Genomic DNA, 23,204 nt, shown 5'->3' on the forward strand with positions numbered 1-23,204 from the left:
TCATGCCGGAATTACCGGAAGTCGAAACAGTCAGAAGAACATTGAATCAACTTATTGTGGGCAAAACGATTGATCATGTTACCGTTAGCTTGCCGCGGATTATTCAGCGGCCGGACGACATAGATGCATTTGCAATGGAACTCGCGGGACATACCGTCATTGGGGTGGAGCGCCGCGGCAAGTTTTTGCGTATTTTGCTGGACGGGCTGGTGCTTGTCTCCCATCTGCGGATGGAAGGAAGATACGGTGTGTACGAGCAGCATGAAGATGTGGAGAAACATACACATGTGATCTTCCATTTTAATGATGGTACGGAATTGCGTTATAAGGATGTGCGTCAATTTGGTACGATGCATCTGTTCAATGCAGGTGAGGAACTGGTGTCCAAACCTCTGCTGAAGCTGGGACTGGAGCCGCTTGATCCAGCCTTTACGGTAACTGCATTCCGCGAGGCGGTTGGCAAGCGTACAACCAAAATCAAGGCTGTACTTTTAAATCAGGCATATGTGGTTGGTATCGGGAATATTTATGTGGACGAGGCTCTATTTCGCGCAGGTATCCATCCCGAGACCATCGCCAAGACACTGACCGAAGCTCAGTTAACGGTGCTCCATGAAGCGATTGTGGCTACGTTGCAAGATGCAGTGAATGCAGGTGGATCATCCATCAAGTCCTATGTGAATGGACAGGGTGAGATGGGGATGTTCCAGCATCAACTGAAAATCTATGGACGCAAATCAGAACCTTGTACAACTTGTGGTACGTTAATTGAAAAAACGGTGGTTGGTGGCCGTGGCACGCATTTTTGTCCGAACTGTCAGCTGCTGTAACATGAACTGAATGAACGAAATGATGAAATCATAGCACCCTTGGATTCCTCCCTCCATATACTGATATGGCAGAATTAAGCGGGCGTATACCCATACTGGCATCTTCAGTTGGCACGAGTACCGCACAGAGGAGGAGTCCGGGGTGCTGCATCATTTTATTTCATTGCTGGCGCTTGCTTTGGCGCTTAGTTTAGATGGTTTTGGAGTCGGGATTACATATGGGTTACGGAGGACTAAGATTCCCCTGTTATCTATCGCTGTTATTTCGATCTGTTCAGGATTGGTTATTGCCTTGTCGATGCAAGTAGGTGTGTTGTTGTCCCATGTGGTGTCACCGGATATCGCTTCGATCGTGGGAGCCGTTATATTGATAGGTATTGGTGCATGGTCACTGTTGCAACTAATTCGAAAGCAAGGCAAAGAACAGCTGGAAACAGACACTGGAATGGGTGAGGGAACAGAAGCAAAGGTAACTGGAGTGGGAGAAGCACAAGAGAGACTGTCGGATTCAAAGGGCAGGAATCAGGTGCTCGCACTGGATCTGGAGCAGTCGGCTTCAAATGGATCACTGGAACGAATGGTATTTACACTGGAGCTGCGCAAGCTGGGCGTTGTCATTCAGATCCTTCGCAGTCCCTCCAAGGCGGATATGGATAACTCGGGGAGTATATCTGCTCAAGAAGCGATGTGGCTGGGTATTGCCCTGTCTCTGGATGCGTTTGGAGCAGGTTTGGGAGCGGCACTTCTGGGATTCCCTACACTATGGACAGCACTCATTATTGCACTGTTTAGTGGGGCGTTTCTGTCACTCGGCATGAAGGTTGGCCTACGATTCTCAGCTCTGCGCTGGATGCGAAGACTGTCTGTATTGCCAGCGCTAATGTTAATGATTATGGGAATAATGAAGTTGTTATGAGGTGAAACGATGAATATAGGCTTAACCGGCGGGATCGCGACAGGCAAAAGCAGTGTTTCCGCCTATCTCGCCAGTAAGGGAGCGTTGCTCATCGATGCAGACGTTATTGCCCGGGAAGTTATGATGCCCGGGCATCCCGTGTTGGCCGCCGCTGTTAAGCGGTTTGGACAAGCCATACTGAACGAAGATGGAACACTGGATCGGAAAAAGCTTGGGAGTATTGTTTTTCAACAACCAGAGGAACGAAAGGCATTGGAGGCTATCACACATCCGGCGATCCGAAGAGAGATGCGCGAACGGGCTGCTGCATACGCGTTGCAACATCCGGATAAACTTGTGGTATCTGATATTCCTTTGCTCTACGAATCAGGTCTGGAGGACGGTTTCGAGGAAGTCATGGTTGTATATGTCCCGAGATCGGTGCAACGAGATCGCTTGATGAGTCGGGATGGAATGACTGCAGCACAGGCTGAGGCTCGAATGGATGTACAGATGGATATTGAGCGGAAAAAACAGCTGGCTGACATTGTCATCGATAACAGCGGCTTATGGCCTGAGACGGAACAGCAAATTGACTCGTATCTACAGCGTAAGGGTTTGTTATGAGAATATCGCGTAAGAAACGTGTATTGCTGTTGATGTTTGTTTCCTTTGTACTGGTGTTATTTCTGAATACAAACTGGATGGCATGGTTCTATCCCATACATTATAAGGAAGAGATCCGTGCCCAATCTCAGAGCTATGAGGTTGATCCGTTTCTAATTGCTTCCATTATCAAGGTGGAGACCAATTTCAAGACAAGCAAGGAATCCAAACGAGGTGCCATTGGGCTCATGCAACTGATGCCGGACACGGCGAACTGGATACTGGAACAAGCCAAAATTCCCGACACTTCGCTGGAGGAATTAAAGCACGAGCCAGAACGAAATATTCAATTAGGCACATGGTATCTGCGGAATCTGTCTGATCAATTCGATGGCAATGAAGCAGTTATGATCGCTGCCTATAATGCGGGGCCAGGCAAAGTGAACAGTTGGCTTAGAGATGGTGTATGGGATGGATCGTTTGATACGGTGAAAGATATTCCGTTTGGTGAGACGCGTCACTATGTACAAAGAGTCATTTACTATTATAATCAGTATGTAAAGATCTATAATACGTTCTAAGTATATAAGTAGAAGCACAGAGCAGGCCGGTTATTCACCGGCCGCTCCATGCTCCTCTGTGTAGCGTATTACGATGCAGATATTATTGGTATTGACCTGCCAATTGCTGTTCTGCAATTGTTACCAGACGCTTCGTGATGTATCCACCGATCGAACCGTTCTCGTAAGAAGTCATGTTACCTTGGTATCCGTCTTGTGGGATGCTGATTCCGAGTTCTTGAGCAACTTCATATTTCATTTGCTCGAGTGCTGCGGAAGCTTTAGTTACCACCAAGTTGTTGGAGTTACCATTGCTTTGTGCCATTGCTGTTCACCTCCTCGCGGGTTGGTAAAAGTATTATGTGTCGGCAATGCGTTTTTCATTACAAAATCAGTACAGGGAATATGTGGTAAAAAGTAAAACGTGGGAAGTGATCTGTTTTGAAGTGTCCTTATTGCGGTTATATGGGTACCAAAGTGCTTGATTCGCGTCCGGCCAACGAAGCAAAATCCATTCGTCGTCGCCGTGAGTGTGAGCAGTGTGCCCGAAGATTTACAACGTTTGAGATGATTGAGGAGACTCCACTGATCGTCATTAAGAAAGATGGCAGTCGTGAAGAGTTCAGCCGGGACAAAATTCTCCGCGGGCTTATTCGTGCCTGTGAGAAACGTCCAGTCTCCGTAGAGACCCTGGAGATGATGGTATCTGAAGTGGAGAAATCTCTGCGTAATACAGCCGATGCTGAAGTTGAGAGTCGCCAGATTGGTGAGCTGTTGATGGAACAGTTGTTTCCAGTCGATGAAGTGGCGTATGTCCGTTTTGCGTCGGTATACCGCCAGTTCAAAGATATCAATATGTTCATGAAAGAACTGAAATCCCTGTTGTCCAAAGACGATCTGGAGGATTAGTGAAGTTGGTAAAGGGAGAAGAGCAGTCTGGAGTTCCAGTCCGTGTGTACCAGAGAAATCGGTTGTTCTTCTCCAATCACTTTGGATCTTGAAAAAGTGATTGACAGCGAAAGCTGGATTTTATATGATATAGGAGTCGCCTGTGGAACGTAGCAGTGCTGGACAAGTTATCTATTTCATATCCTGGGGCCTTAGCTCAGCTGGGAGAGCGCATCGCTGGCAGCGATGAGGTCAGGGGTTCGATCCCCCTAGGCTCCATAATCAAGAATGCCATCACATTATTGTGATGGCGTTTTTTTGTGTGTGAAATAAATCAGAACATGCATTAATTAATTAGAATTTTTTGGACTTGGGGACGAATATTCTAGATGCAAAAATAGAGGGTTTAAAGTCCTGACTGTGGAGTTGTCAAAAAAATTACAGTTTGAAAACAAGGAGCCCCTTCCGGCTGGATATTGTTCAGCCGGAAGGGGCTTTATTTTTCTGTATACGCTTTCAGTTAGCCAGATATTCGATGAACCTTACAAAGATCGTGGCTACTTCGGCGCGGGTGGCGGTGGCTTTGGGAGCAAAAAAGTTGTCCGGCTTGCCTGCTACAATGCCGATGGCCCGCAGTGCCTGAACGGCCTCCAACGCCCAGGAGCTGATCTCACTCTCGTCCGTGAAGGACTTAGAGTGGTTTTCAGGTATCTCATAGCCTTTGTACTTCATGTAGTTGTACAGTATCACCAGCATCTGCTCGCGCGTCATTGGTGAATTGGGGTCAAACAGGTCTGCATTTGTACCGTTAACTATGCTTTTTTCGGCTGCCCACTCGGCTGCCGCGGTGTACCATTGTCCGTCCGTCACGTCGTTAAAGCGGGAACTCGTGTAGCTGGAGAGGTTTACGTTCTCAAGATTGGCCAGTACCTGCACGAACATTGCACGCGTCATTGCGGTGCCGGGTGAGAACGTCGTGGACGTCGTGCCGTTGAAAAGATCGTATGTGTAGGCGAAATTCATATAGTTGTAGAACCAGTCGTCCATGTTGGCATCCCTGAAAGGATTGCCCGATATCACGAGGAAGCCCAGTGGGGTGGCGTCATCGACCGCCAGCTCCGTACCCTCACGGATGTTCAGCGACATGCCGTTGTCTAAGCTAACTTTTGCGCCGCTCGGTCCTACCACAACCGCTCCGCCGCTTCGTATCTTCGATCCGCCGTGGATATCCACACGGTTGCCGTTTGGCAGGTTCACATGCGCGTCTTTGCCGCCTACTGTAACCGTACCGTCGCTCGCGATCGTCGAGCCTCCCGAAATGATCACTGTGCTGTTGCCGCCGGGTAGTGTCACTTCGGCGCTCTTGTCTGCCGGAATGGTTACCTTACCGTTTGAGTCTATCGTTGTGCCTTCGGGTACCTTAATCTTGGTCCCGCCTTTGGTCGCAATCTCGCCACCGCCGGGGAGGGTGGTGTTGCCGTTTTTGTCTGTGACCGCGGGTTTATCCTTCGGTGTATTCACTGTGTAGTTCGACTTCGACGTTCCAGCGTCTGTCCCGGTGCCCGTATTGTCAGTGTTGCCCGTATTACCGATGTTGCCGGTATTTCCGGTGTTGCCCGTATTGCCACCAGAATCAGGCACAGTGGGAGTCGTCGTCTTCATCGGCGTCGTCGTCGCACTGATCTCCGCGCCGTCGCCCTTTGCATTTACCGCGATGATGGTGAAGTTGTAGCCTTGGCCGTTTGTCAGGTTCTTGAAGGTATATTTGGTCTCCGTCGCATCCAGTGTGATCGGCGTCCCGTTGCCATACCATACCTTGTAGCCCAAGATCGCACTGCCACCGTCGTCAGCAGGGGCGGTCCAGTTCAATGTGACCTGTCCGTCACCGGCTGTCGCCTTGAAGCCGCTCGGAGCACCTGGCACGACCGGTTTTCTCTGCGCGAACATCCAATCAAAGACGTCTGTGTAGTCATTGTTCCAAGCCGGCAAGTTAGAGGACTGCGCCGTGGGAGCTATGCTCCAATCCCCCATAGTTATCTGGTTGTAAAGAACCGCCGCTTCAACTTCGTGCGCTATGTAATCAGCCAGAACAGGTGTGTTGGCCGGATTCGGCCTCAGATTCGGCTGATCAAATTGATTGTAGGGCCACGTAAGGACCTCATTACTCTCAAAGCGCGAAGCCCTCGCGTTGATCATTTTCGGCATATTGTTATTTATGAAATTATTGAGGTTAGTCTGGTAGCCTCCAACATTATGAGTATTTAAAAACATCCAATAGGCCAAGGTGTTGTGAGCGTCATTAGCATTAGCGTTCGGTGAACCGCTTACCGGGGCCATAGGTGCAGCGGCGGCGAAGAAGCCAGGATGGCTGTTAACTAAGTTGTTTGTATACTGGCCGCCCCATGAGAAGCCAGCCGCGTAAACACGGTTAGGGTCTACTTCGCCGCTGGCAATCAGGGCGTCTATGACATTCTTAACATTCTCTGTTGAGGGAACAGATACGCCATTATAGGAAATATTCAGTACATGACTGGCGTACTTGTCAGGATTTTCCTCCATCTTTTTCATTAGAGCGACTGAGCCGTTGGCGGATTTCATGGCCGCTTTTTGGTCTGTCGCAGCGTTTGTGCCGCCGCGTGACATGCCGTGGGTATAAACATACAGCGGCAATCCTTTGACCACTTTACCGTCTTCACCCTTGTGAAGGTAGAGCGAGCGATTGACCGAATTGTCCGTGAATGTTGTAAACTTGTCAAGGATAGGATTTACAACTTTTTCCTGTTCAAAAACCACGTTGAGAAGTGGACTCCCTTCTGTCAGTACGATCTCTCCGTTTGGGACGATGTTGTAAACCTGCTTTGTCGAGTTACTGCTGCCATCCAGCGTTGTATTGCCGCCGCTCGCTGAATAAAACTCAGACTCAACTACGATGTAACGGCCACTTGCCAATCCGTCCTGATAATCCGGTGAATTGCTGACCTGCCCCACATAGCCGCGTACCTTTGGCTCGTCATTAGCGTATACCCTTGTGATTTTGCGTGGTCCTTCAAAGGTCACCGCTTCGCCGTTCAGGGTTGTGTTCCTAGCTGACATGGTAAACAAGCCCGGATTAAGCTCGGAGCCTAACGCTGCCTTCCCCTCGCCTAAGTCAATGATCACAGCCGTTGTGTACTCGCCACTGGCGAAGTTGTCATTCCATACGATAAAGGGAAGTATCCCCGCGTCCGGATCGTTCTTGAATGTTACATGAATGGTATGGTTAGTCTCAATATTCGAAAAGGTATAAGTGCCAGCAGATAGAGTCACGGTCTCGCCGTCTACCGTTACAGTATCCACCATTTTGCCGGAATCGGGAGTAAACGTAATTTCTTTGTTAGAGCCCCGATCTACTCTCAGCACATCGCCGGGTGGGTTCGACATTATTGAGCCGCCCGGTCCGGCAGTGGCGGTAATTGATAATCTGGTGTCCACTTCATTGGCTGAGATGAGCTGCAGGCTGTCTGTAAATGAATCAGCGCTGGTATAAGCTGCGTCTGGAACTCCAAAAGAGGAAACGACTTCATAGCGGTCACCGCCCTTTCCCGTTGAGTTATTAATATAAACCTCAAAGGTAAGCTTTCCCTCCTCCAAGGTCAAGGTTCTTTTGGGTATTCTCATCTCCACGATATATCCTGTTTCCGTGATCTGGGTCCATGCAGCTCTGCCCGGAGCGGCCTGCCCTGAGAACACACCCGTCGCGCTGACGCGCCATTGGTTTGAGCCTCCGGTTCCGGTGCCGACATAAAACTCCAGGCTGTCGTACTGGTGATCTCCGCCAGCTCCCTGATATAGATTACTGTCATTCACAACTACTCGGGAATACAGGTAGTCATGGTCCCAAAGGATTTTGGCTGTGCCCGTGGCATGGGGTCTGGGATCGGCGGGCACAGTGCTTTTGTTGATGTGATGCTCCATGGTCTGGCCCCAGAGTGGGTCGTTTGACCCGAGTTCGGGAGTTCCAAAAATGGCGGTGGGTGTTTCATTCGCTTCTGCGTTCTCGATGTTGTCAGTGGCGGCGGCATAGCTGGTAGGCGATAGCGACGCCACCATTACCAAGCAACAGAGGAACGCGAGCATTCTGCTAAATCGTTTTGGCATAAATGAAAATCCTCCTTATTTTTCGATCCGGTGCGCCCACGGCTTACCGCATCGTTTTCGGACACGTTGTCCATATGACAAGCGCCCAACTATATATATTATGTATATCAGGCGTTCAATCCTTTAATTTAAACATAGAGTATATTTAGAATGAAAACGATTACTTCGAAGTACAGGGATAGTGTTGAAGTTTGCGTGAATTGCAATAAAAAAATCCACCTTATGAACAAGATAGTACATTGAATTGGAAGTGTTGAAGACGTAATATGAGAAGAAATGTAAGCGCATTCTTTTTTTTTAAAACGTATCTCTATTTCCTTGAGCGAGGTGGTCTGGTTTTAAAGGTGAGAGATATGGGTTGTATGCTTCTGAAAATTAATCGAAGGGGAGAATGCTATGCGGAAGCGAATATCAATCATAATGTTAGCTTTTCTTTTGACCTTTAGTAGCTGTTTTAGTCTTATTCTGCCATTTAGCAATCAAGCTTCAGCGGACACAATAACACCAACGATGTTGGCGCATTATCCATTGCTTGAGGATGTACAGGATATATCAGGTAATGAAAAGCATGGAACGGCGGTAGGAAACATTACGTACAAGGATGGTCTCACTTTACCTGGGGGAACAGATAGTAATACAAACTACGTTCAGCTTCCTACGGGTTTGTTTGATAATCAAGAAAATACAACGATATCTGTATGGATCAAGAGTAACACTGGAAGTGGGAACTACTCAGCGTTATTCTACGGTACTCCAGCAGCTGGCAATAACTTGCCAACGAATTACTGGATGTTTAATCCATCGAATCCAAGTGGTGATTTTAAGTCAGTATTTACGAATAACAATAATGTTGACCAGCCTTGGACGACTGAGGTAGGAGTATCAGGCACTTCTACGTCACCATACGAAGGTCAATGGGTTCACTATACAACGGTTATTACAGAAAGCTCTATTACAGGTTACATTAACGGTGTAAGTATAGGCACGACCGCCAAAGAGAAAACAACAGCAAGTTTTGGTACGGATTTGCATGCTTACATCGGGCGCTCCAATTATTTAGGGGATGCTACTTTTGCAGGCAGCTTTCAAGATTTAAGAATTTACGGAGAGGCACTAAATAATGAAGATATCGCTGTAGTATATGAACAATCGTTTAATGAAAAGCAAGTACAACAAGGCAAAATAGAGTTAACGTTAGGAGACATATCGGCAGTTACAGAATCTCTTGAACTGCCTACTCAAGATAAGAATGGCGCAATGATCTCATGGGCTTCTAGTGATGAGAGTGCGATCAGTCCAACTGGGGAAGTGTTCTTACGAGAAATGGAACAACAAGTCACGTTAACTGCAACCATTTCTTTGGGTGGAAGCCAGGCAACGAAGGAGTTCATGGTTACCTTACTACCTAAGGATTACTCTATTGAGCAGATTGCCGTTAAGAATGTTTCGCTTAATGAACCTACATTTATTTTATCAGTGGGGGACAGCGAGACATTAGTGGCTACTATTTCACCTTCAAATGCAACGAATAAAAGAGTTATCTGGACATCTAGTGACGCCAGTGTAGCGATTGTCAATTCAACGGGTAAAGTTACAGCTGTTAGTGAAGGTACAGCCACAATTACGGTACAGACTGAAGATGGAGAGTTTACAGCTACATCAGCCGTTACCGTTAAGGGAAAATCGCTAAAAGATGATCTTATTCTTCATTACAACATGAAGACAACTGAAGAAGTAGACGGTCAACTCGTACTGAAGGATGTTGCCAATAAGGCAGTTACATTTGACGGAATATTTAGAAATCCAAACAATGGACAATTCATTTCAAACAGTGAGGTTGGCTTTGTTTCCTTCAATGGTGGAAGCTCTACATCTAATAGTGGGCATGTTGAGATTCCTAAGGGCTCAAATGGACTAGATCTACTAAACGGTCTGAATGAGATTACAGTATCTTCAATCGTGAACTGGACGAATGATGGGACGAATCGCTGGATCTTCGGTTTGGGTACTGTATTAACACCAGAAACGAACAAATATTTCTTCGTAACACCACGTCACGGTAGTGGATCAGGTAATATGATTGCTACAGGTATCTCTAAAAATGGCTGGCCGAACGAAGCATTAGTTACAGGTAGCGCAAACTCAAACCTTATCGGTGGGCAGTGGAAGCATGTAACGGTGTCCTTGTCCGAAGCTAGAAATACGATAACGTTATTCGTGGATGGAGTTAAGGTTGCTGCGGGTAATGCAAAGGGACTAAAGCTGTCAGAAATTATTAATCCGGATGCTACTTTCTCTGGCTTTATCGGTAAATCAATCTTCTCAAACGATCCATATCTTCAAGGTAGCGTTGCTGATTTTCAAGTATATGATCGCGCGTTGACAGAGCAAGAAGTAGGCGAGTTATATCAACAAGAAGGAGCAACTCACATCTCCAAAATACGTCAGCTCACTGTTGATGATGCCGCGAATCAACTTGAAATCAGTCGTTACTTAGGTGAAGGCGATAAGAGTACCGATAAGATAACAAGAAACGTTACATTACCAACAAGCGGTAAAAACGGCGTGAGCATTACTTGGAGTTCTAGTCATCCTACTGTCATTTCTAACCATGGCACGGTACAACGTCCAGCTGTTCAAGCAGGTAATGTTCAGGCAGAGCTTACGGCTACTTTAACGTATCAAGGCGTATCAACTACAGCTGTATTCCCTGTTACGATCTTGAAGCAATTCGATGATCAGCAGAAGGTTGATCTGGACGCTGAACAAATAGAGATCTACAATGCTGACAACATTAAAGGTAACTTACGTCTTGTTGCTACAGGTGAACAAGGCTCCACAATTACATGGGTATCTAGCAGACCGGCAGTTATTAAAGGAACGGCTGAAGCGGCTGGTAACGCTACACAGCTAGGCTGGGTAAGCCGTCAAGCTACGGATACGCCCGTTACGCTAATAGCTACAATTACGAATGGTGCAGCTTCTAAAGAGCTTACGTTTAACGTTACGATTAAACAAGCAATTGCGCCAGTACAGCATGATGCTTACTTCTTTGCGTACTTTACAGGTGAATATGAGGGTGGTGAAGAGATATCCTTCGCTACAGCAGAAGATCCATTGTTCTGGAAAGGGCTGAATAATGGTAGGTCGATCCTTCAATCTGATATGGGTGAAAAAGGACTTCGGGATCCATTCGTTATACGGTCTCCAGAAGGGGATAAATTCTATATGCTGGCAACCGATTTGAAAATGGGCGAAAGTACAAATTTCGACCAAGCTCAAATTACGGGTAGTCATTACATGATGATTTGGGAGTCGGAGGATCTCGTTCATTGGAGCGAGCAGCGTATGATCGAGGTTGCTCCTAAGACTGGAGGAAATACGTGGGCACCAGAAGCGATCTATGATCCAGTAACTGGAGAGTATATCGTATTTTGGGCATCATCGATGAAAAACACAGAGACATATGGTGATTATAACGGAAGACCGGCAGGTCAGTACAATGTGATGTACTACGCAACAACAAGAGACTTCTACAACTTCTCTGAGCCAAAGGTCATGATTGATGAGTCACTTCCAACAATTGATACAACGTTTATTGAGCATAATGATATGTTGTACCGATTCACCAAATCAGAAGTGAATACTAAAGTGTATGTGGAGAAAGCACCAACTTTTTATTATGACAAGGACGGTATTGCAGCAAACGGCCTTCAATACGACGCTGTTCCAGGTACACGTGATAATAAACTTGGCTTGATCGGAAATAATGGAAACAACGAAGGGCAAACGATTTTTAAAGATAATAATAAAGACAAATGGTATCTGTTCCTTGATTCATGGCCATATCATGTTCGATATACAACAGATCTGGATAGTAGCACGCAATATATGAACAATGTATTAAGTAGTGATCAATATGCACTGCCGCCAGGACCACGACACGGGACGGTAATTCCAATCTCACGTGCAGAGTATGATGCTTTGCAAGAGAAGTATGCATGGAAAGGTCCGGCACCATCAACAGACCCGGTTGTACATTACTCATTCGATGCAAATACAGTGAATGGTACAACGGTGAATGACATTTCTGGCAACGGTCATCACGCAACACTAGTAGGTGGAGCAACGATTAATGAAGAGGATCGCATTGGTAAAACGGGTGGTGCACTAGAGCTTAATGGATCAACAGGATATGTGAAGCTGCCAGATAACTTGATTCAATCCTTGAATCTTGAGAAGGCTACGTTCTCTACATGGGTTCAAATGGACAGAAATCAAGCAAATCAAAGAATATTTGATTTTGCTTCCGAAACAGGCAGACAGGTTAACCGCAACACCATGTACTTGAGTACACAAGGTGATACAGGTAGTCTAGAGTTTGCTGTGGTAACACCTTTTACAGAGAAATTTAGCAATGACAGCACGCGACTAGGATCAGAATATAAATATGCGGTGAGAAATTCCGGGTTATTTCCAACGAAGACTTGGCAACATGTTGCAATTACAATGGATGAATTTGATGCCGTATTGTATGTGAATGGTCAAGAGGTTAAACGTAGCTCGACATTTAACGTTGAGCCGAGAATGTTACTGGAAACAACGATGAATTATATTGGTAAATCGAGAAACAGCTCTCATAGTTTATTTGATGGTAAATTGGATGATTTCCGTATTTATAATCGTGCATTATCCGTTGATGAGATTGCAACATTAGCTGATGAAGACGTTACTCCTCCAGTAGAGCAGCCATCTGGGGCAGAGCTCATTCTTCACTACAATATGGATGATATTGATGGTGCAACGGTTATTGACCAAACAGGAAACTTCAATGGAAAATGGATGAATCCGTCTAAAGCAGAATGGATTCGTACACAAGATGCTGGTGTACTAAGCTTTACTGGTGGCACAACGAACTCTTATGTAGAACTGCCACAAGGAGTTCTCGATGGATTAACGGATATGACCGTTTCATCCATTGTGAACTGGAGCGGTAAAAACGCTGCCGAGTGGTTATATGCATTAGGAAGACCAAACAATAATACCCACTATACGTATTTCACACCACGTTATAACGCTAACGGTCTAGCTCGCCTAGGTATCGCGACGAATGCTTGGAATAATGAGTCTTCAACTTCTACCACAGGCTTAAAGAATAATGAATGGAAAGTAATTACGACTGTTGTTTCAGGCACGGATGGTACACTAACGCTTTATATCGATGGTGTTGCTGTTGCATCAGGCTCGACGAATGGAATGACACTAGAACAAATAAAAAATACTTCAGGCAGTAGTGGAACCATCGGTAAGTCATTCTATACAGCTGATCCATACTTCGGCGGGTTGATTGCAGACTTCCAAATCTATGATGGTGCTATGACTGCGGCAGATATTACATCACTTAAGGCTCATTCAGATCAGAAGATTGCTTTGATGGAGGGCATGCTTGTATCAGCTGCGACAGAGAAATTAACGATTCATGATCTTCTTGCTTCTAATGCATCAAAAGATGCGATTATAAGCAATGTAACATTGCCAACATCAGGTGTTTATGGCACAACAATAAGCTGGACTTCAGATAAGGGGAATGTCATCTCAACTACAGGTGCCGTAACCAGACCAGCTAACGCAACAGGTGATCAAGTTGTAACGTTAACAGCAGTATTTACAGATGGTACAGAGACAGTTAACAAAACTTTTCAGTTGACGGTTAAGGCATTGCCAAACGATGTCACTTCTGTAGATGAAGCAAAAGCAGCGCTAGTCGTTCATAACATTAATGATGTAAGAGGTCATCTGGCATTACCAACATCTGGTCTATATGGAACAACGATTACTTGGGCTTCTGCACAACCAAACGTCGTTTCAGTTACTGGAGAAGTAAAACGTCCGGTAAACGGTAGTGGAAATGTAGATGTGAAGCTTACAGCCACGATTAAGTTGAATTCAGCATCCACTACGAAGGAATTCATTGCGAAGGTGAAGGAACTGCCTGCTGATGAAAATTATGCGGGATACTTTTTCACATATTTCACTGGAGAAGGTACTGCAACAGGTGAGCAAGTTTACTTTGCACTAAGTAACGGCAATGATCCGTTGAACTGGCGAGAATTGAATAATGGTAAACCTGTATTGATCTCTACCTTAGGGGAGAAGGGTGTACGTGATCCGTTCATTATTCGTTCGCCTGAAGGTGATAAGTTCTACATGATCGCTACCGATCTGAAAATTAACGGCAATGGTAACTGGGGTAGAGCACAGACATGGGGCAGTCGTTCCATTATGGTGTGGGAATCGAATGATCTAGTCAATTGGACAGATCAACGCATGGTAGAGGTTGCACCGGAAGAAGCGGGTAATACATGGGCACCAGAAATTATGTACGATAAGACAACAGGTGAATATATCGTATTTTGGGCATCAAGAATGTTTGATGATGCATCCCATACAGGCGATGCTTATCAAAAAATGATGTATAGCAAGACAAGAGATTTCTATACGTTTACTGAACCGCAAGTATATTTGGATTATGGATATTCAATCATTGACACAACGATGATTGAGCATGAAGGAAAAGTGTATCGCTTTACGAAAGATGAGCAAAACAACGGAGCTTCTGCACCATTTGGTAAGATGATCTTCCAAGAGGTGGGTGACTCGATCTTAGATCCAACCTTCAAGATGATTAATCAAGGCGTTGGTAACATCAAATGGGTTGAGGGTCCAACGATCTTCAAATCGAATACCGATGAAAAATGGTATTTATTCGTAGATGAGTTTGGTGGAAGAGGTTATGTTCCATTCGAGACAACAAATCTTGCATCAGGTGTCTGGACATTATCTTCTAACTACAACTTACCAGCTAGTCCGCGTCACGGAACGGTAATTCCAATTACACAAAGTGAGTATGATGCACTCAATGGGAAGAACGTACCCGTTAGCGGAATTAGTTTGGACAAAACGACGTTGTCAATCGTAGAAGGTCAATCAGGGCAATTGACAGCTACGGTAACACCAGCTAATGCAACGAAAAAAGCAGTAACATGGAGCTCTAGCGATACAGCTGTAGCGACTGTAAGTGCGACAGGTCAAGTAACAGCGGTGGCACCAGGAACAGCAAGGATTACAGTAACTACAGTGGATGGTGGTTTATCATCAAGCGCTACGGTAACGGTAACACCATTGGTTGAACCGGCTGCACCAAGCAGTGGTAATGGAAATGGTGGCGGTGACGGTAACATTCCTGCACCTACAGTACCAACAGCTCCAGGTGGAAGTGAGCCAGTGGTCATGGACAACGGCCAAATAAATATTAAACCAGTTGTAAATGAGAGCGGTACTTCTGAAGTGAAGTTAAGTGCGGATACAATGAAGCGTGCGCTTGATCAAACGACAGGCGGTAAGTTACACATGCAAGTTGAAGCTGATGCAAGCTTGAACGAGCTAACGATTGAGCTAGCAGTAGATCCGCGCTTAACAAGTGGAGCTTCTATGGTAGATCTCATCGAGATCAACACAGGCTCTGCAGTCGTAACCGTGGCAACCGAACTGCTTGGAACAGGAACAAGTGCAGGGAAAACGTTAGGATTGTCGATTAAGAAAATCGCAGCTAATCAACTGCCAGCTGGCGCACAAGCTCAGCTGAACGGTGAGGTCGTATACGATATTGAGCTAACGATTGATGGTAAGAAACTTACAGAGTTTGATGGCAGAGATGATCTCGTGATTGAATTGCCATACACACTAAAGGCTAACGAAAATCCAAACAACGTCGTTGTATACGATGTGAAGGACAACGGAGAGCTAAGAGTGGTGACGAATGGTAAATACAATGCAGCGACAGGAAAAGTAGAGTTCAAGCCAACGTATCTAAGCAAGTATACGGTAGCGTATGTTGCAACGAGCTTTAAGGATGTGACCCAAGATTGGGCGAAGGATGCGATCTCAGCATTGGGAGCAAGAGGCATTGTGAAGGGTGTAGGCAACGGCGAATTTAATCCGAATGGTCAAGTGACAAGAGCAGAATTCATCACCATGCTGATGAAGTTGTTTGAGTTATCGGATGAGAGCGCAACGACAAGTTTTAGTGATGTGAAGCAAGGAAAATGGTACCATGGAAATATCGCAACCGCGCAGAAGCTAGGGATTGTGAACGGGAAGCCAAATGGACGATTCGGAGTTCATGAGAACATTACGCGAGAAGATATGGCGGTTATGGTATACAAGGCTGTCCAAATTAAGCAACTGGCGTTAGCAAGTGGTGAAGCTACAGCCTTCAAGGATGAAGCAAACATCGCAAGTTATGCGAAGCAAGCGGTAGAGGCAATACAGGGAGCAGGCATAATAAACGGTGTAGGTAACGATGAGTTTGCACCGAAGAAGAATGCCAGCCGTGCAGAAGCAGCAGTGATGATCTATAATGTGTTGGGTTTGATGTAGACACGTTAATTATAAGGCAGTTGCTATTGATTCACTCAGATCATAAAGTTGGGCGGAAGAACTTGTTCCGTCCACTTTATTATCTGTTTAATCAGTGAGCAGGAAAAGCCGTTAGATCCTGGCCTAAAGAATTAGCTGTTAACTTTACCTTAATACGGGCTCAATTCTGCCCCTAAGATTATCGGTATAGGCCAGTTTTCCATCCGTCGTGATTACGGCAGCTTCGATATCCTTCATATTATTAACTTTATGAATAATGGAGACCGCATCTAACCCAAATAATTCTGTAGTATATATATCGCAGTCGAGCGATCGATCCGCAATAATCGTTAAAGAAGCGATATTACTTTCGATTGGATAGCCTGTTCCGCTGTTAAATATATGATGGTACTGACCCCCTTTCTTCTCTAAAACTCTCTCGTATATTCCTGATGTAACAACGGATTGCTCGCGTATACTAACGAGTGCTGCTGCATTTCCTCTAGGTAAAAAGGGATTTTGAATTCCAACTTTCCAGTGACTGGACCCGGTGGGAGAATCGCCATGAACCAGAACATTGCCGCCCATATCGACCATAGCTGATGTAGCTCCGTTTTTCTTGAAAAATGACATAACTTGATCAGCAAAATAACCTTTAGCGATCGCTCCAAGGTCGATTTCCATGCCTTTTTTGAATAAATGAACCGTTTGCAGCTCATCGTCAAGCTGTATATGCTCCGGATTCAAGAGCTCCAGCACTGCTTTAATCTCGGTATCCTCCGGCACATGTGCCTCGCGAAAACCAATTCTCCACAATTTGATCAAAGGCCCTATCGCTATATTTAAAAATGAATCTTTATTCAGGCTGTGTTCTTTGCCTATCTTAATAAGATCATACAGTTCCTTGTCTACTCTAAGCGGATGTGATGCGGCTTCTTTTTTTAGCATGGCAAGCTGCGATTGCTCACTGTTGGCACTAAACACTTGTTCATAATGGACAAGCATATTCACGGCTTGCTCGGCAAGCTCTTCAGCATCTGTCCCCTTGATATAGAGGGATATGTTAGTTCCCATAAGCGGTATCGTTCTCGTAAAAAATTTCATGATAGCCTCCTATATTGCACATTGTTGTCCGTGATTGAGAAAAGTATGGATGAGGTCATGATCCACACTATTCAGCTTTTTTGCTCCATGATGGGCTATAAAATAATCCAGACTCATCTTCTCTAGAGGGATTGGATAGATGTTGTATTCCGAAGGGCACTCCTTGATATGGATGCTTTCAGGCACAAAGGTCAAACCTAAATTATGCTTTGCAAGCTTGAGTACAGTGTAGATTTCATTACTTTCCATAACGATATTAGGCTGTACCTTGTAGACACTGAGCAATTGATCAATCTGTTTTCGGATTGCCGAACCCTTGGACGTTAGAATAAGCTTTTGATTCAAAATGGTGCTGATCTCAATCGTGCCCTCCGGGATGACTGCAACATTCTCTTGATATAATTCGCAGCAACGCGGAATGATGGCCTGGTAACTGTGCCTGCCCCAGTTAAAGGAGTTCAAGTTAGGGGAGATACTGCTTGAATTTTGCCCGATCCAGAAGTCCAGCTCATTATTTTGGAGACGTTTCTCATTTTTTTCAGGTAAATCCTCGACAAGATTAATTTTATAAGCAGGATGAAGCTCGAGAAAATCTGGTAAAAAAAGGGGCGTTAAGTACACACCGAGGCTCGGAAGAATGCCGATCCGTATCACCTTATTGCCAATATCCGATACATATGAGATTTCCCTAATAAGCTTGGCGTAGCTATTTTCGAGTGAAGTTAAGTATTGATAATATATTTTCCCCTGCTCGGTTAATCGGTACGGAAGTTTGTTGCGAGTGATTAGCTCACAGCCCAACTCAATTTCGATTTTTTTGATAACCTTTGTGAGGTAGGGCTGAGATATGTAAAGGGATTGTGCGGCCCTGCTATAGTTGCTGTATTTTAATAGGCTGTCAATGTAACACAAGATATCTTGAGATTCTAACTTAGACATGTTCCTCACCCCTTGTGAAAAAAGTAACAAACTTTGAATTTGAGGTGATTATAACAAATTAGTTATCAAACTGCAATGAATAACTATTAGATCATTTGAGCTTTGATATGTTAGAGTTAGGCCGAAAGATTGAGCCTGACAGTTACGAACATCATCTCGAATGACAGAGAGGGGATTACGATGAACTATTTAGCTATCGTGGGCACAAATTCGGATGTGTCAACTAACCGCATGCTGCTTCAATTTATGCAAAAGCATTTTGCTAGTGAAGCCAAGATTGACTTGTTTGAAATTAAGGATTTGCCTGCCTTTATTGAAAAAGATGAATTAGAGGATGCTGAAGTTGATATTCCTGTGAAGGTACAAGACTTATTAGATCAAATTTCTAAAGCGAAAGGTGTCATTATCGCTACTCCTGAGTATGACCATGCAATCCCTGCCGTTCTGAAAAGTGCGCTGGAATGGATCAGTTATACCACTCAAACCTTGAAAGACAAGCCTGTTCTGATTGTGGGTGCTTCACATGGTGCACTCGGTTCTTCCAGGGCACAAGCCCATCTTAGACAAATACTGGATTCGCCTGAGCTTGGTGCAAGAATGATGCCTAGTAGCGAGTTTCTTTTGGGAAAATCCCAGAGTGCATTTGATAACAGCGGCAATCTTATTGACGCTCAAAAAGTGGCCGAGCTTGACGAAATCTTCAATGAGTTTATTTTGTTTACGGAGATCACTACGGAACTGTTATCCAAAAGGACGTTGAAGAAAAAAACGAAAAAATTTTCCTGGCAAGAGTAGGGGGCTAATCACAATGAAAATCATAGCAATCGTTGGCACAAATGCAAAGAAATCGTATAATCGCAAGCTGCTTCAATTCATACAAAAGCATTTTGAGTCCAGAGCAGCCATTGAAATCCTCGATGTTACAGATGTTCCGATGTTTAATCAGTCCGATAACCAAACAAACAGTGCAATTCTACAATTGTTTAATGAAAAAATTATCGCAAGTGATGGTGTCATTATTGCGACTCCAGAATATAACCATTCCATCCCTTCATCCCTTAAAAGCCTGCTGGAATGGTTGAGCTTTGAAATCCATCCGCTGGCTGGAAAACCCGTGATGATCATAGGTGCGTCACAGGGAACACAAGGTTCCTCGCGTGCACAGCTGCATCTTCGTCAAATTCTGGATGCACCAGGTGTCGAAGCTAACGTGATGCCAGGGTATGAATTTTTGCTTGGCAGCGCACATAAAGCATTTGACGAATCAGGCAACCTGAACAATGAAGGAACGATCGATTTCCTGGAAACATGTTTCCTGCGGTTCCTTCGGTTTGCCAAAATTTCAAATCAGCTGAACGAAGAAGAAGAATTCACTTATAATCCCGGTGTGTATGAGATCAATGCTATAGGTCACAGTGGCAATCTGCCGATGAAGGTATCCTTTAGTGAAAATAGAATTGAAAGCATCGATATCGATTCGAAGGGTGAAACCGAAGGCATCGCCGATGTTGTTTTTGTAAGAATTCCGAATAAAATCATTGAGGGACAGACGCTGAATGTAGATGCTCTCTCAGGTGCTTCTGAAACCAGTAATGCTGTCATCAATGGTGTAGCCAAAGCGGTTAAGCTTGCCGGAGTGAATCCTGACATCCTGAAAAGACGTCCAAAACCTGCTAGCAGCCAGATGAAAGATGACGAAGAATACACTTGCGATGTGGTCGTTGTAGGTGGAGGTGGCGCAGGACTCAGTGCTGCTGCTACAGCTTTACAACAAGGAGCAAGTGCGATTGTACTTGAGAAATATCCTGCTGTTGGGGGGAATACGATCCGCTCAGGTGGTCCTGTCAATGCTGCAGATCCTGTATGGCAACAACAGTTCACTGAGAATCCAGGGGAAAGACAGACGATTGAGAATTTATTAAGTACCGATGAGAGCTTGATCCATCCAGAATATGTAGATGATTTCCATGCACTCAAAGAAGAGTTTACTGCATATCAGGATAAGTTCGGCACAGAAAAGGCTTATTTATTCGACTCCCCACTTCTTCACAGAATGCAAACGTATTTTGGGGGCAAACGTACAGACCTGAATGGGAGCATGATCTATGGACAATACGATTTGGTCAAAGTACTTACAGACCGTGCCTTGGAAAGTGTAACGTGGCTTGAGGATATCGGGGTTGAGTATGATAAGAGTATCGTATTTGCTCCAGTGGGTGCCCTTTGGCGTCGTGGCCATAAACCTGTCAAAAGTTATGGCTCTGCCTTTATCATTGCGCTTAGCAAATATGTAGAAGAGCATTCAGGAAAAATTATTACAGATAGCCCGGTCAAACAACTGATCATCGAAGATGGAAAAATAACAGGTGTTATCGCAACAGGTGTCAATGGTCAGAAAATAACCATTCATGCCAAAGCCGTTGTGCTTGCCAGCGGCGGTTTTGGTGCAAATACACAGATGCTCAAGGAATACAACACATACTGGAGCCATATTGACGATGATATCAAAACAACAAATTCCTATGCGATGACTGGTGATGGAATATCGCTAGGTAAAAGTGCAGGAGCAGCGCTGACAGGCATGGGCTTCACTCAAATGATGCCTGTAGCCGATCCGGATACGGGCGAACTCTTCAGTGGACTGCAAGTACCGCCTGAAAACTTTGTCATTGTTAACAAAAAGGGAGAACGATTTGTTAATGAATTCTCTGGACGAGATGTCTTAACGAAAGCTGCTATCGAGCAGGGAAGTTTATTTTACCTGATTGCGGATGACGAGATCAAGAAAACGGCAGCGAACACAAGCCAGGAAAAGATAGACCGTCAAGTCGAAGAAGGTACCTTGTTTAGAGCCGATACCATAGAAGAACTGGCAGTGAAAATCAATATGGAACCTGAAGTTCTTAGAAATACGATTGATAAGTATAACTCATATGTGGATGCGGGCTTTGATCCGGAGTTCCATAAGGATACGTTTAGTTTAAAAGTCGAGAAGTCTCCATTCTATGCCACACCTAGAAAACCGGCAGTTCACCATACAATGGGTGGTATCAAGATCGACACCCAAACTCGCGTATTGGATGAAAACGGTCAGCCGATTGCACATCTGTATGCCGCTGGGGAAGTTGCAGGAGGTATACATGCAGGCAACCGTTTAGGTGGTAATGCCTTGACGGATATATTTACTTTTGGACGAATCGCTGGTAAGACTGCTGTTGATGAGATGAATGATTAGAATGTAACCTAAGAAATATATATCACTCCAGGTTCCATATGTAAAGAACCCGCTTAACACAAGGATTTTCGAGTGTTTTGCGGGTTTTTTCGATGTGGAAATGGTTTGGTTTTGTGGTCGTGGTAATACGAATGTTCTCAGACCCCAAACCAAGCCCGGTGAAGGGCATATACACCTTCTGTAATATCCTCAATACTCAATCCACCAAAACCAATCTGAACCATGGATTGCTCCGCTTGAGCTGGTTGCGCCCAAAAGGGGGATACCGGGTAGACCTGAACACCTTCCTTCTCAGCAGTAGCAATCAGCTTGTGTTCATCCATTCCGTTATGTACACGCAACAAAATATGAAGTCCTGCATCCTCACCAATGATGGTAACTTGAGCACCCATCATCTTCTGAATCATTGAAATAAGTGTGAATTGCTTCTGTCGATATACCTTCCTCATCTTGCGAATGTGGGCTTCCCAATGTCCATTACTCATAAACAGCTCTAAGGTGTTCTGCTGAAAATGAGAGACCGTTTGATCATATAATCGGTAGTCTTGTTTACGGTGTAGCTCTAACATGGTCTGTGGTAGAACCATATATGCAATTCGTAATGAAGGAAGAAGGCACTTTGAAAATGTCCCCAGGTAAACGGTTCGCTGTTGAGTATCCAGGCTTTGCAGGGAAGGTATCGGTTTGCCGACATATCTGAACTCACTATCATAATCGTCCTCAATAATGATCCCATTCTGGTCTGTTGCCCATTTCAGTAATTGCATTCTCTTGGCGAGCGGCATGACCATTCCATAGGGGAACTGATGTGACGGTGTAATGTAGACGATGCGGGAATTGCTTTTGTATAACTTATGGATATGAAGACCATCTGCTTCCAGCGGAATAGGATGAATGTTTAGACCTTTATGTTGAAAAACCGTCCGAACCCCGTCATATCCCGGGTCTTCCATCGCGATACCATGACTAACGTTACCTATTAATCCAGATAACACACCGAGCAGGTATTGAACACCAGCTCCAATTATAATTTGATCAGGTGAACAATTTACTCCCCTAGAGCTGTGCAGGTAAATTGCAATTTCAGATCGAAGTCCCGGTTCTCCAAGAGGATCGCCATAAGAGAACAACTTCATTTGGTTCTGGAGCAAGCTCTGATTGGATAACTTGCGCCAAGTGGCAAATGGAAAATGCTCGGCATCTACGTCACCATAACGAAAATTGTATCGAATCTCTGGGCTATCCTGAATACTGTTTTCCAACCAATCCTTACTCACTACATGGGACAAGGGCAATGCTTCCAGCTTCAAATCCATTATGTATAAGCCACTTCTAGGTCTGCTCTGGACATAACCTTCGGCTAATAACTGTTGATAGGCCATATCGACTGTATTACGGCTAATGTGGAGGTGACTGGATAGTGAACGAATAGAGGGAAGACGACTATCGGCTGGTAACTTTCCGTTCAAAATCTCATTTTTAATATAGTGATAAAGCTGAGCGTATAACGGTTCTCCAGACTCTCTGTTCAACAATAATGTCAAATCAATCATGCTAATCCTCCTCGTTGCCAGAACTGACCCTGTTATTTT

Annotated in this window: 13 protein-coding genes and 1 tRNA gene; 9 read left to right on the top strand and 5 right to left on the bottom strand. The window is 44.9% G+C overall.

Going from position 1 to position 23,204, the window contains the following annotated elements:
* Positions 1-2 precede the first annotated feature (2 nt).
* The 4 genes from mutM (at position 3) to MHI52_RS10085 (ending at position 2,912) form a co-directional block, all read left to right on the top strand.
* A complete protein-coding gene (mutM, locus tag MHI52_RS10070) occupies positions 3-830 on the top strand; it encodes a DNA-formamidopyrimidine glycosylase (RefSeq protein ID WP_036669994.1) in 828 nt (275 codons plus the stop codon).
* Positions 831-972: 142 nt separating this feature from the next.
* Complete coding sequence (locus MHI52_RS10075; RefSeq protein WP_370511433.1) at positions 973-1,746, top strand: manganese efflux pump; 774 nt, start codon at positions 973-975, stop codon at positions 1,744-1,746.
* A 9-nt stretch (positions 1,747-1,755) separates the two neighbouring features.
* Entirely contained in the window at positions 1,756-2,352 is a 597-nt protein-coding gene (gene coaE / locus MHI52_RS10080; protein WP_405158953.1) for a dephospho-CoA kinase, read from the top strand.
* Positions 2,349-2,912, top strand: coding sequence for a lytic transglycosylase domain-containing protein (locus tag MHI52_RS10085; protein ID WP_405158954.1), 564 nt, complete (start codon positions 2,349-2,351; stop codon positions 2,910-2,912). Before coaE ends, MHI52_RS10085 begins: the two co-directional genes overlap by 4 nt.
* Before the next feature lie 82 nt (positions 2,913-2,994).
* Here the strand turns inward: MHI52_RS10085 and MHI52_RS10090 are convergent, their stop codons facing one another.
* Complete coding sequence (locus MHI52_RS10090) at positions 2,995-3,216, bottom strand: alpha/beta-type small acid-soluble spore protein (protein ID WP_017689472.1); 222 nt, start codon at positions 3,214-3,216, stop codon at positions 2,995-2,997.
* 116 nt (positions 3,217-3,332) lie between these two features.
* Between MHI52_RS10090 and nrdR the strand changes: the two genes are divergently transcribed.
* A complete protein-coding gene (gene nrdR / locus MHI52_RS10095) occupies positions 3,333-3,800 on the top strand; it encodes a transcriptional regulator NrdR (protein ID WP_036609807.1) in 468 nt (155 codons plus the stop codon).
* Between the two features lie 185 nt (positions 3,801-3,985).
* Positions 3,986-4,058, top strand: a tRNA-Ala gene (locus MHI52_RS10100).
* 237 nt (positions 4,059-4,295) lie between these two features.
* Here MHI52_RS10100 and MHI52_RS10105 read toward each other — a convergent pair.
* Entirely contained in the window at positions 4,296-7,916 is a 3,621-nt protein-coding gene (locus tag MHI52_RS10105) for an S-layer homology domain-containing protein (protein WP_405158955.1), read from the bottom strand.
* A 420-nt stretch (positions 7,917-8,336) separates the two neighbouring features.
* Between MHI52_RS10105 and MHI52_RS10110 the strand changes: the two genes are divergently transcribed.
* A complete protein-coding gene (locus MHI52_RS10110; RefSeq protein ID WP_405158956.1) occupies positions 8,337-16,355 on the top strand; it encodes an immunoglobulin-like domain-containing protein in 8,019 nt (2,672 codons plus the stop codon).
* 144 nt (positions 16,356-16,499) lie between these two features.
* On the opposite strand, the gene MHI52_RS10115 is transcribed toward MHI52_RS10110, so the two are convergent.
* Positions 16,500-17,438, bottom strand: a complete 939-nt coding sequence (locus tag MHI52_RS10115) for an FAD:protein FMN transferase (protein WP_405158957.1) — start codon at positions 17,436-17,438, stop codon at positions 16,500-16,502.
* A gap of 9 nt (positions 17,439-17,447) precedes the next feature.
* Complete coding sequence (locus MHI52_RS10120; protein ID WP_101313357.1) at positions 17,448-18,377, bottom strand: LysR family transcriptional regulator; 930 nt, start codon at positions 18,375-18,377, stop codon at positions 17,448-17,450.
* Positions 18,378-18,557: 180 nt separating this feature from the next.
* Between MHI52_RS10120 and MHI52_RS10125 the strand changes: the two genes are divergently transcribed.
* On the top strand, positions 18,558-19,172 hold the full coding sequence (locus MHI52_RS10125; protein ID WP_405158958.1) for an NADPH-dependent FMN reductase: 615 nt from the start codon (positions 18,558-18,560) through the stop codon (positions 19,170-19,172).
* A gap of 13 nt (positions 19,173-19,185) precedes the next feature.
* A complete protein-coding gene (locus MHI52_RS10130; protein WP_405158959.1) occupies positions 19,186-21,612 on the top strand; it encodes a flavocytochrome c in 2,427 nt (808 codons plus the stop codon).
* Between the two features lie 137 nt (positions 21,613-21,749).
* Here the strand turns inward: MHI52_RS10130 and MHI52_RS10135 are convergent, their stop codons facing one another.
* Entirely contained in the window at positions 21,750-23,165 is a 1,416-nt protein-coding gene (locus MHI52_RS10135; RefSeq protein WP_282322044.1) for a PLP-dependent aminotransferase family protein, read from the bottom strand.
* Positions 23,166-23,204 lie beyond the last annotated feature (39 nt).

The sequence above is a fragment of the Paenibacillus sp. FSL H8-0283 genome (genome assembly GCF_045040675.1).
Classification (GTDB): domain Bacteria; phylum Bacillota; class Bacilli; order Paenibacillales; family Paenibacillaceae; genus Paenibacillus; species Paenibacillus amylolyticus.

Coding starts and splice junctions, on each gene's coding strand:
- MHI52_RS10120 (WP_101313357.1), bottom strand. CDS start 18,377: ATGTCTAAGTTAGAATCTCAAGATATCTTGTGTTACATTGACAGCCTA.
- MHI52_RS10125 (WP_405158958.1), top strand. CDS start 18,558: ATGAACTATTTAGCTATCGTGGGCACAAATTCGGATGTGTCAACTAAC.
- mutM (WP_036669994.1), top strand. CDS start 3: ATGCCGGAATTACCGGAAGTCGAAACAGTCAGAAGAACATTGAATCAA.
- MHI52_RS10135 (WP_282322044.1), bottom strand. CDS start 23,165: ATGATTGATTTGACATTATTGTTGAACAGAGAGTCTGGAGAACCGTTA.
- MHI52_RS10110 (WP_405158956.1), top strand. CDS start 8,337: ATGTTAGCTTTTCTTTTGACCTTTAGTAGCTGTTTTAGTCTTATTCTG.
- coaE (WP_405158953.1), top strand. CDS start 1,756: ATGAATATAGGCTTAACCGGCGGGATCGCGACAGGCAAAAGCAGTGTT.
- MHI52_RS10130 (WP_405158959.1), top strand. CDS start 19,186: ATGAAAATCATAGCAATCGTTGGCACAAATGCAAAGAAATCGTATAAT.
- MHI52_RS10090 (WP_017689472.1), bottom strand. CDS start 3,216: ATGGCACAAAGCAATGGTAACTCCAACAACTTGGTGGTAACTAAAGCT.
- MHI52_RS10085 (WP_405158954.1), top strand. CDS start 2,349: ATGAGAATATCGCGTAAGAAACGTGTATTGCTGTTGATGTTTGTTTCC.
- MHI52_RS10115 (WP_405158957.1), bottom strand. CDS start 17,438: ATGAAATTTTTTACGAGAACGATACCGCTTATGGGAACTAACATATCC.
- MHI52_RS10105 (WP_405158955.1), bottom strand. CDS start 7,916: ATGCCAAAACGATTTAGCAGAATGCTCGCGTTCCTCTGTTGCTTGGTA.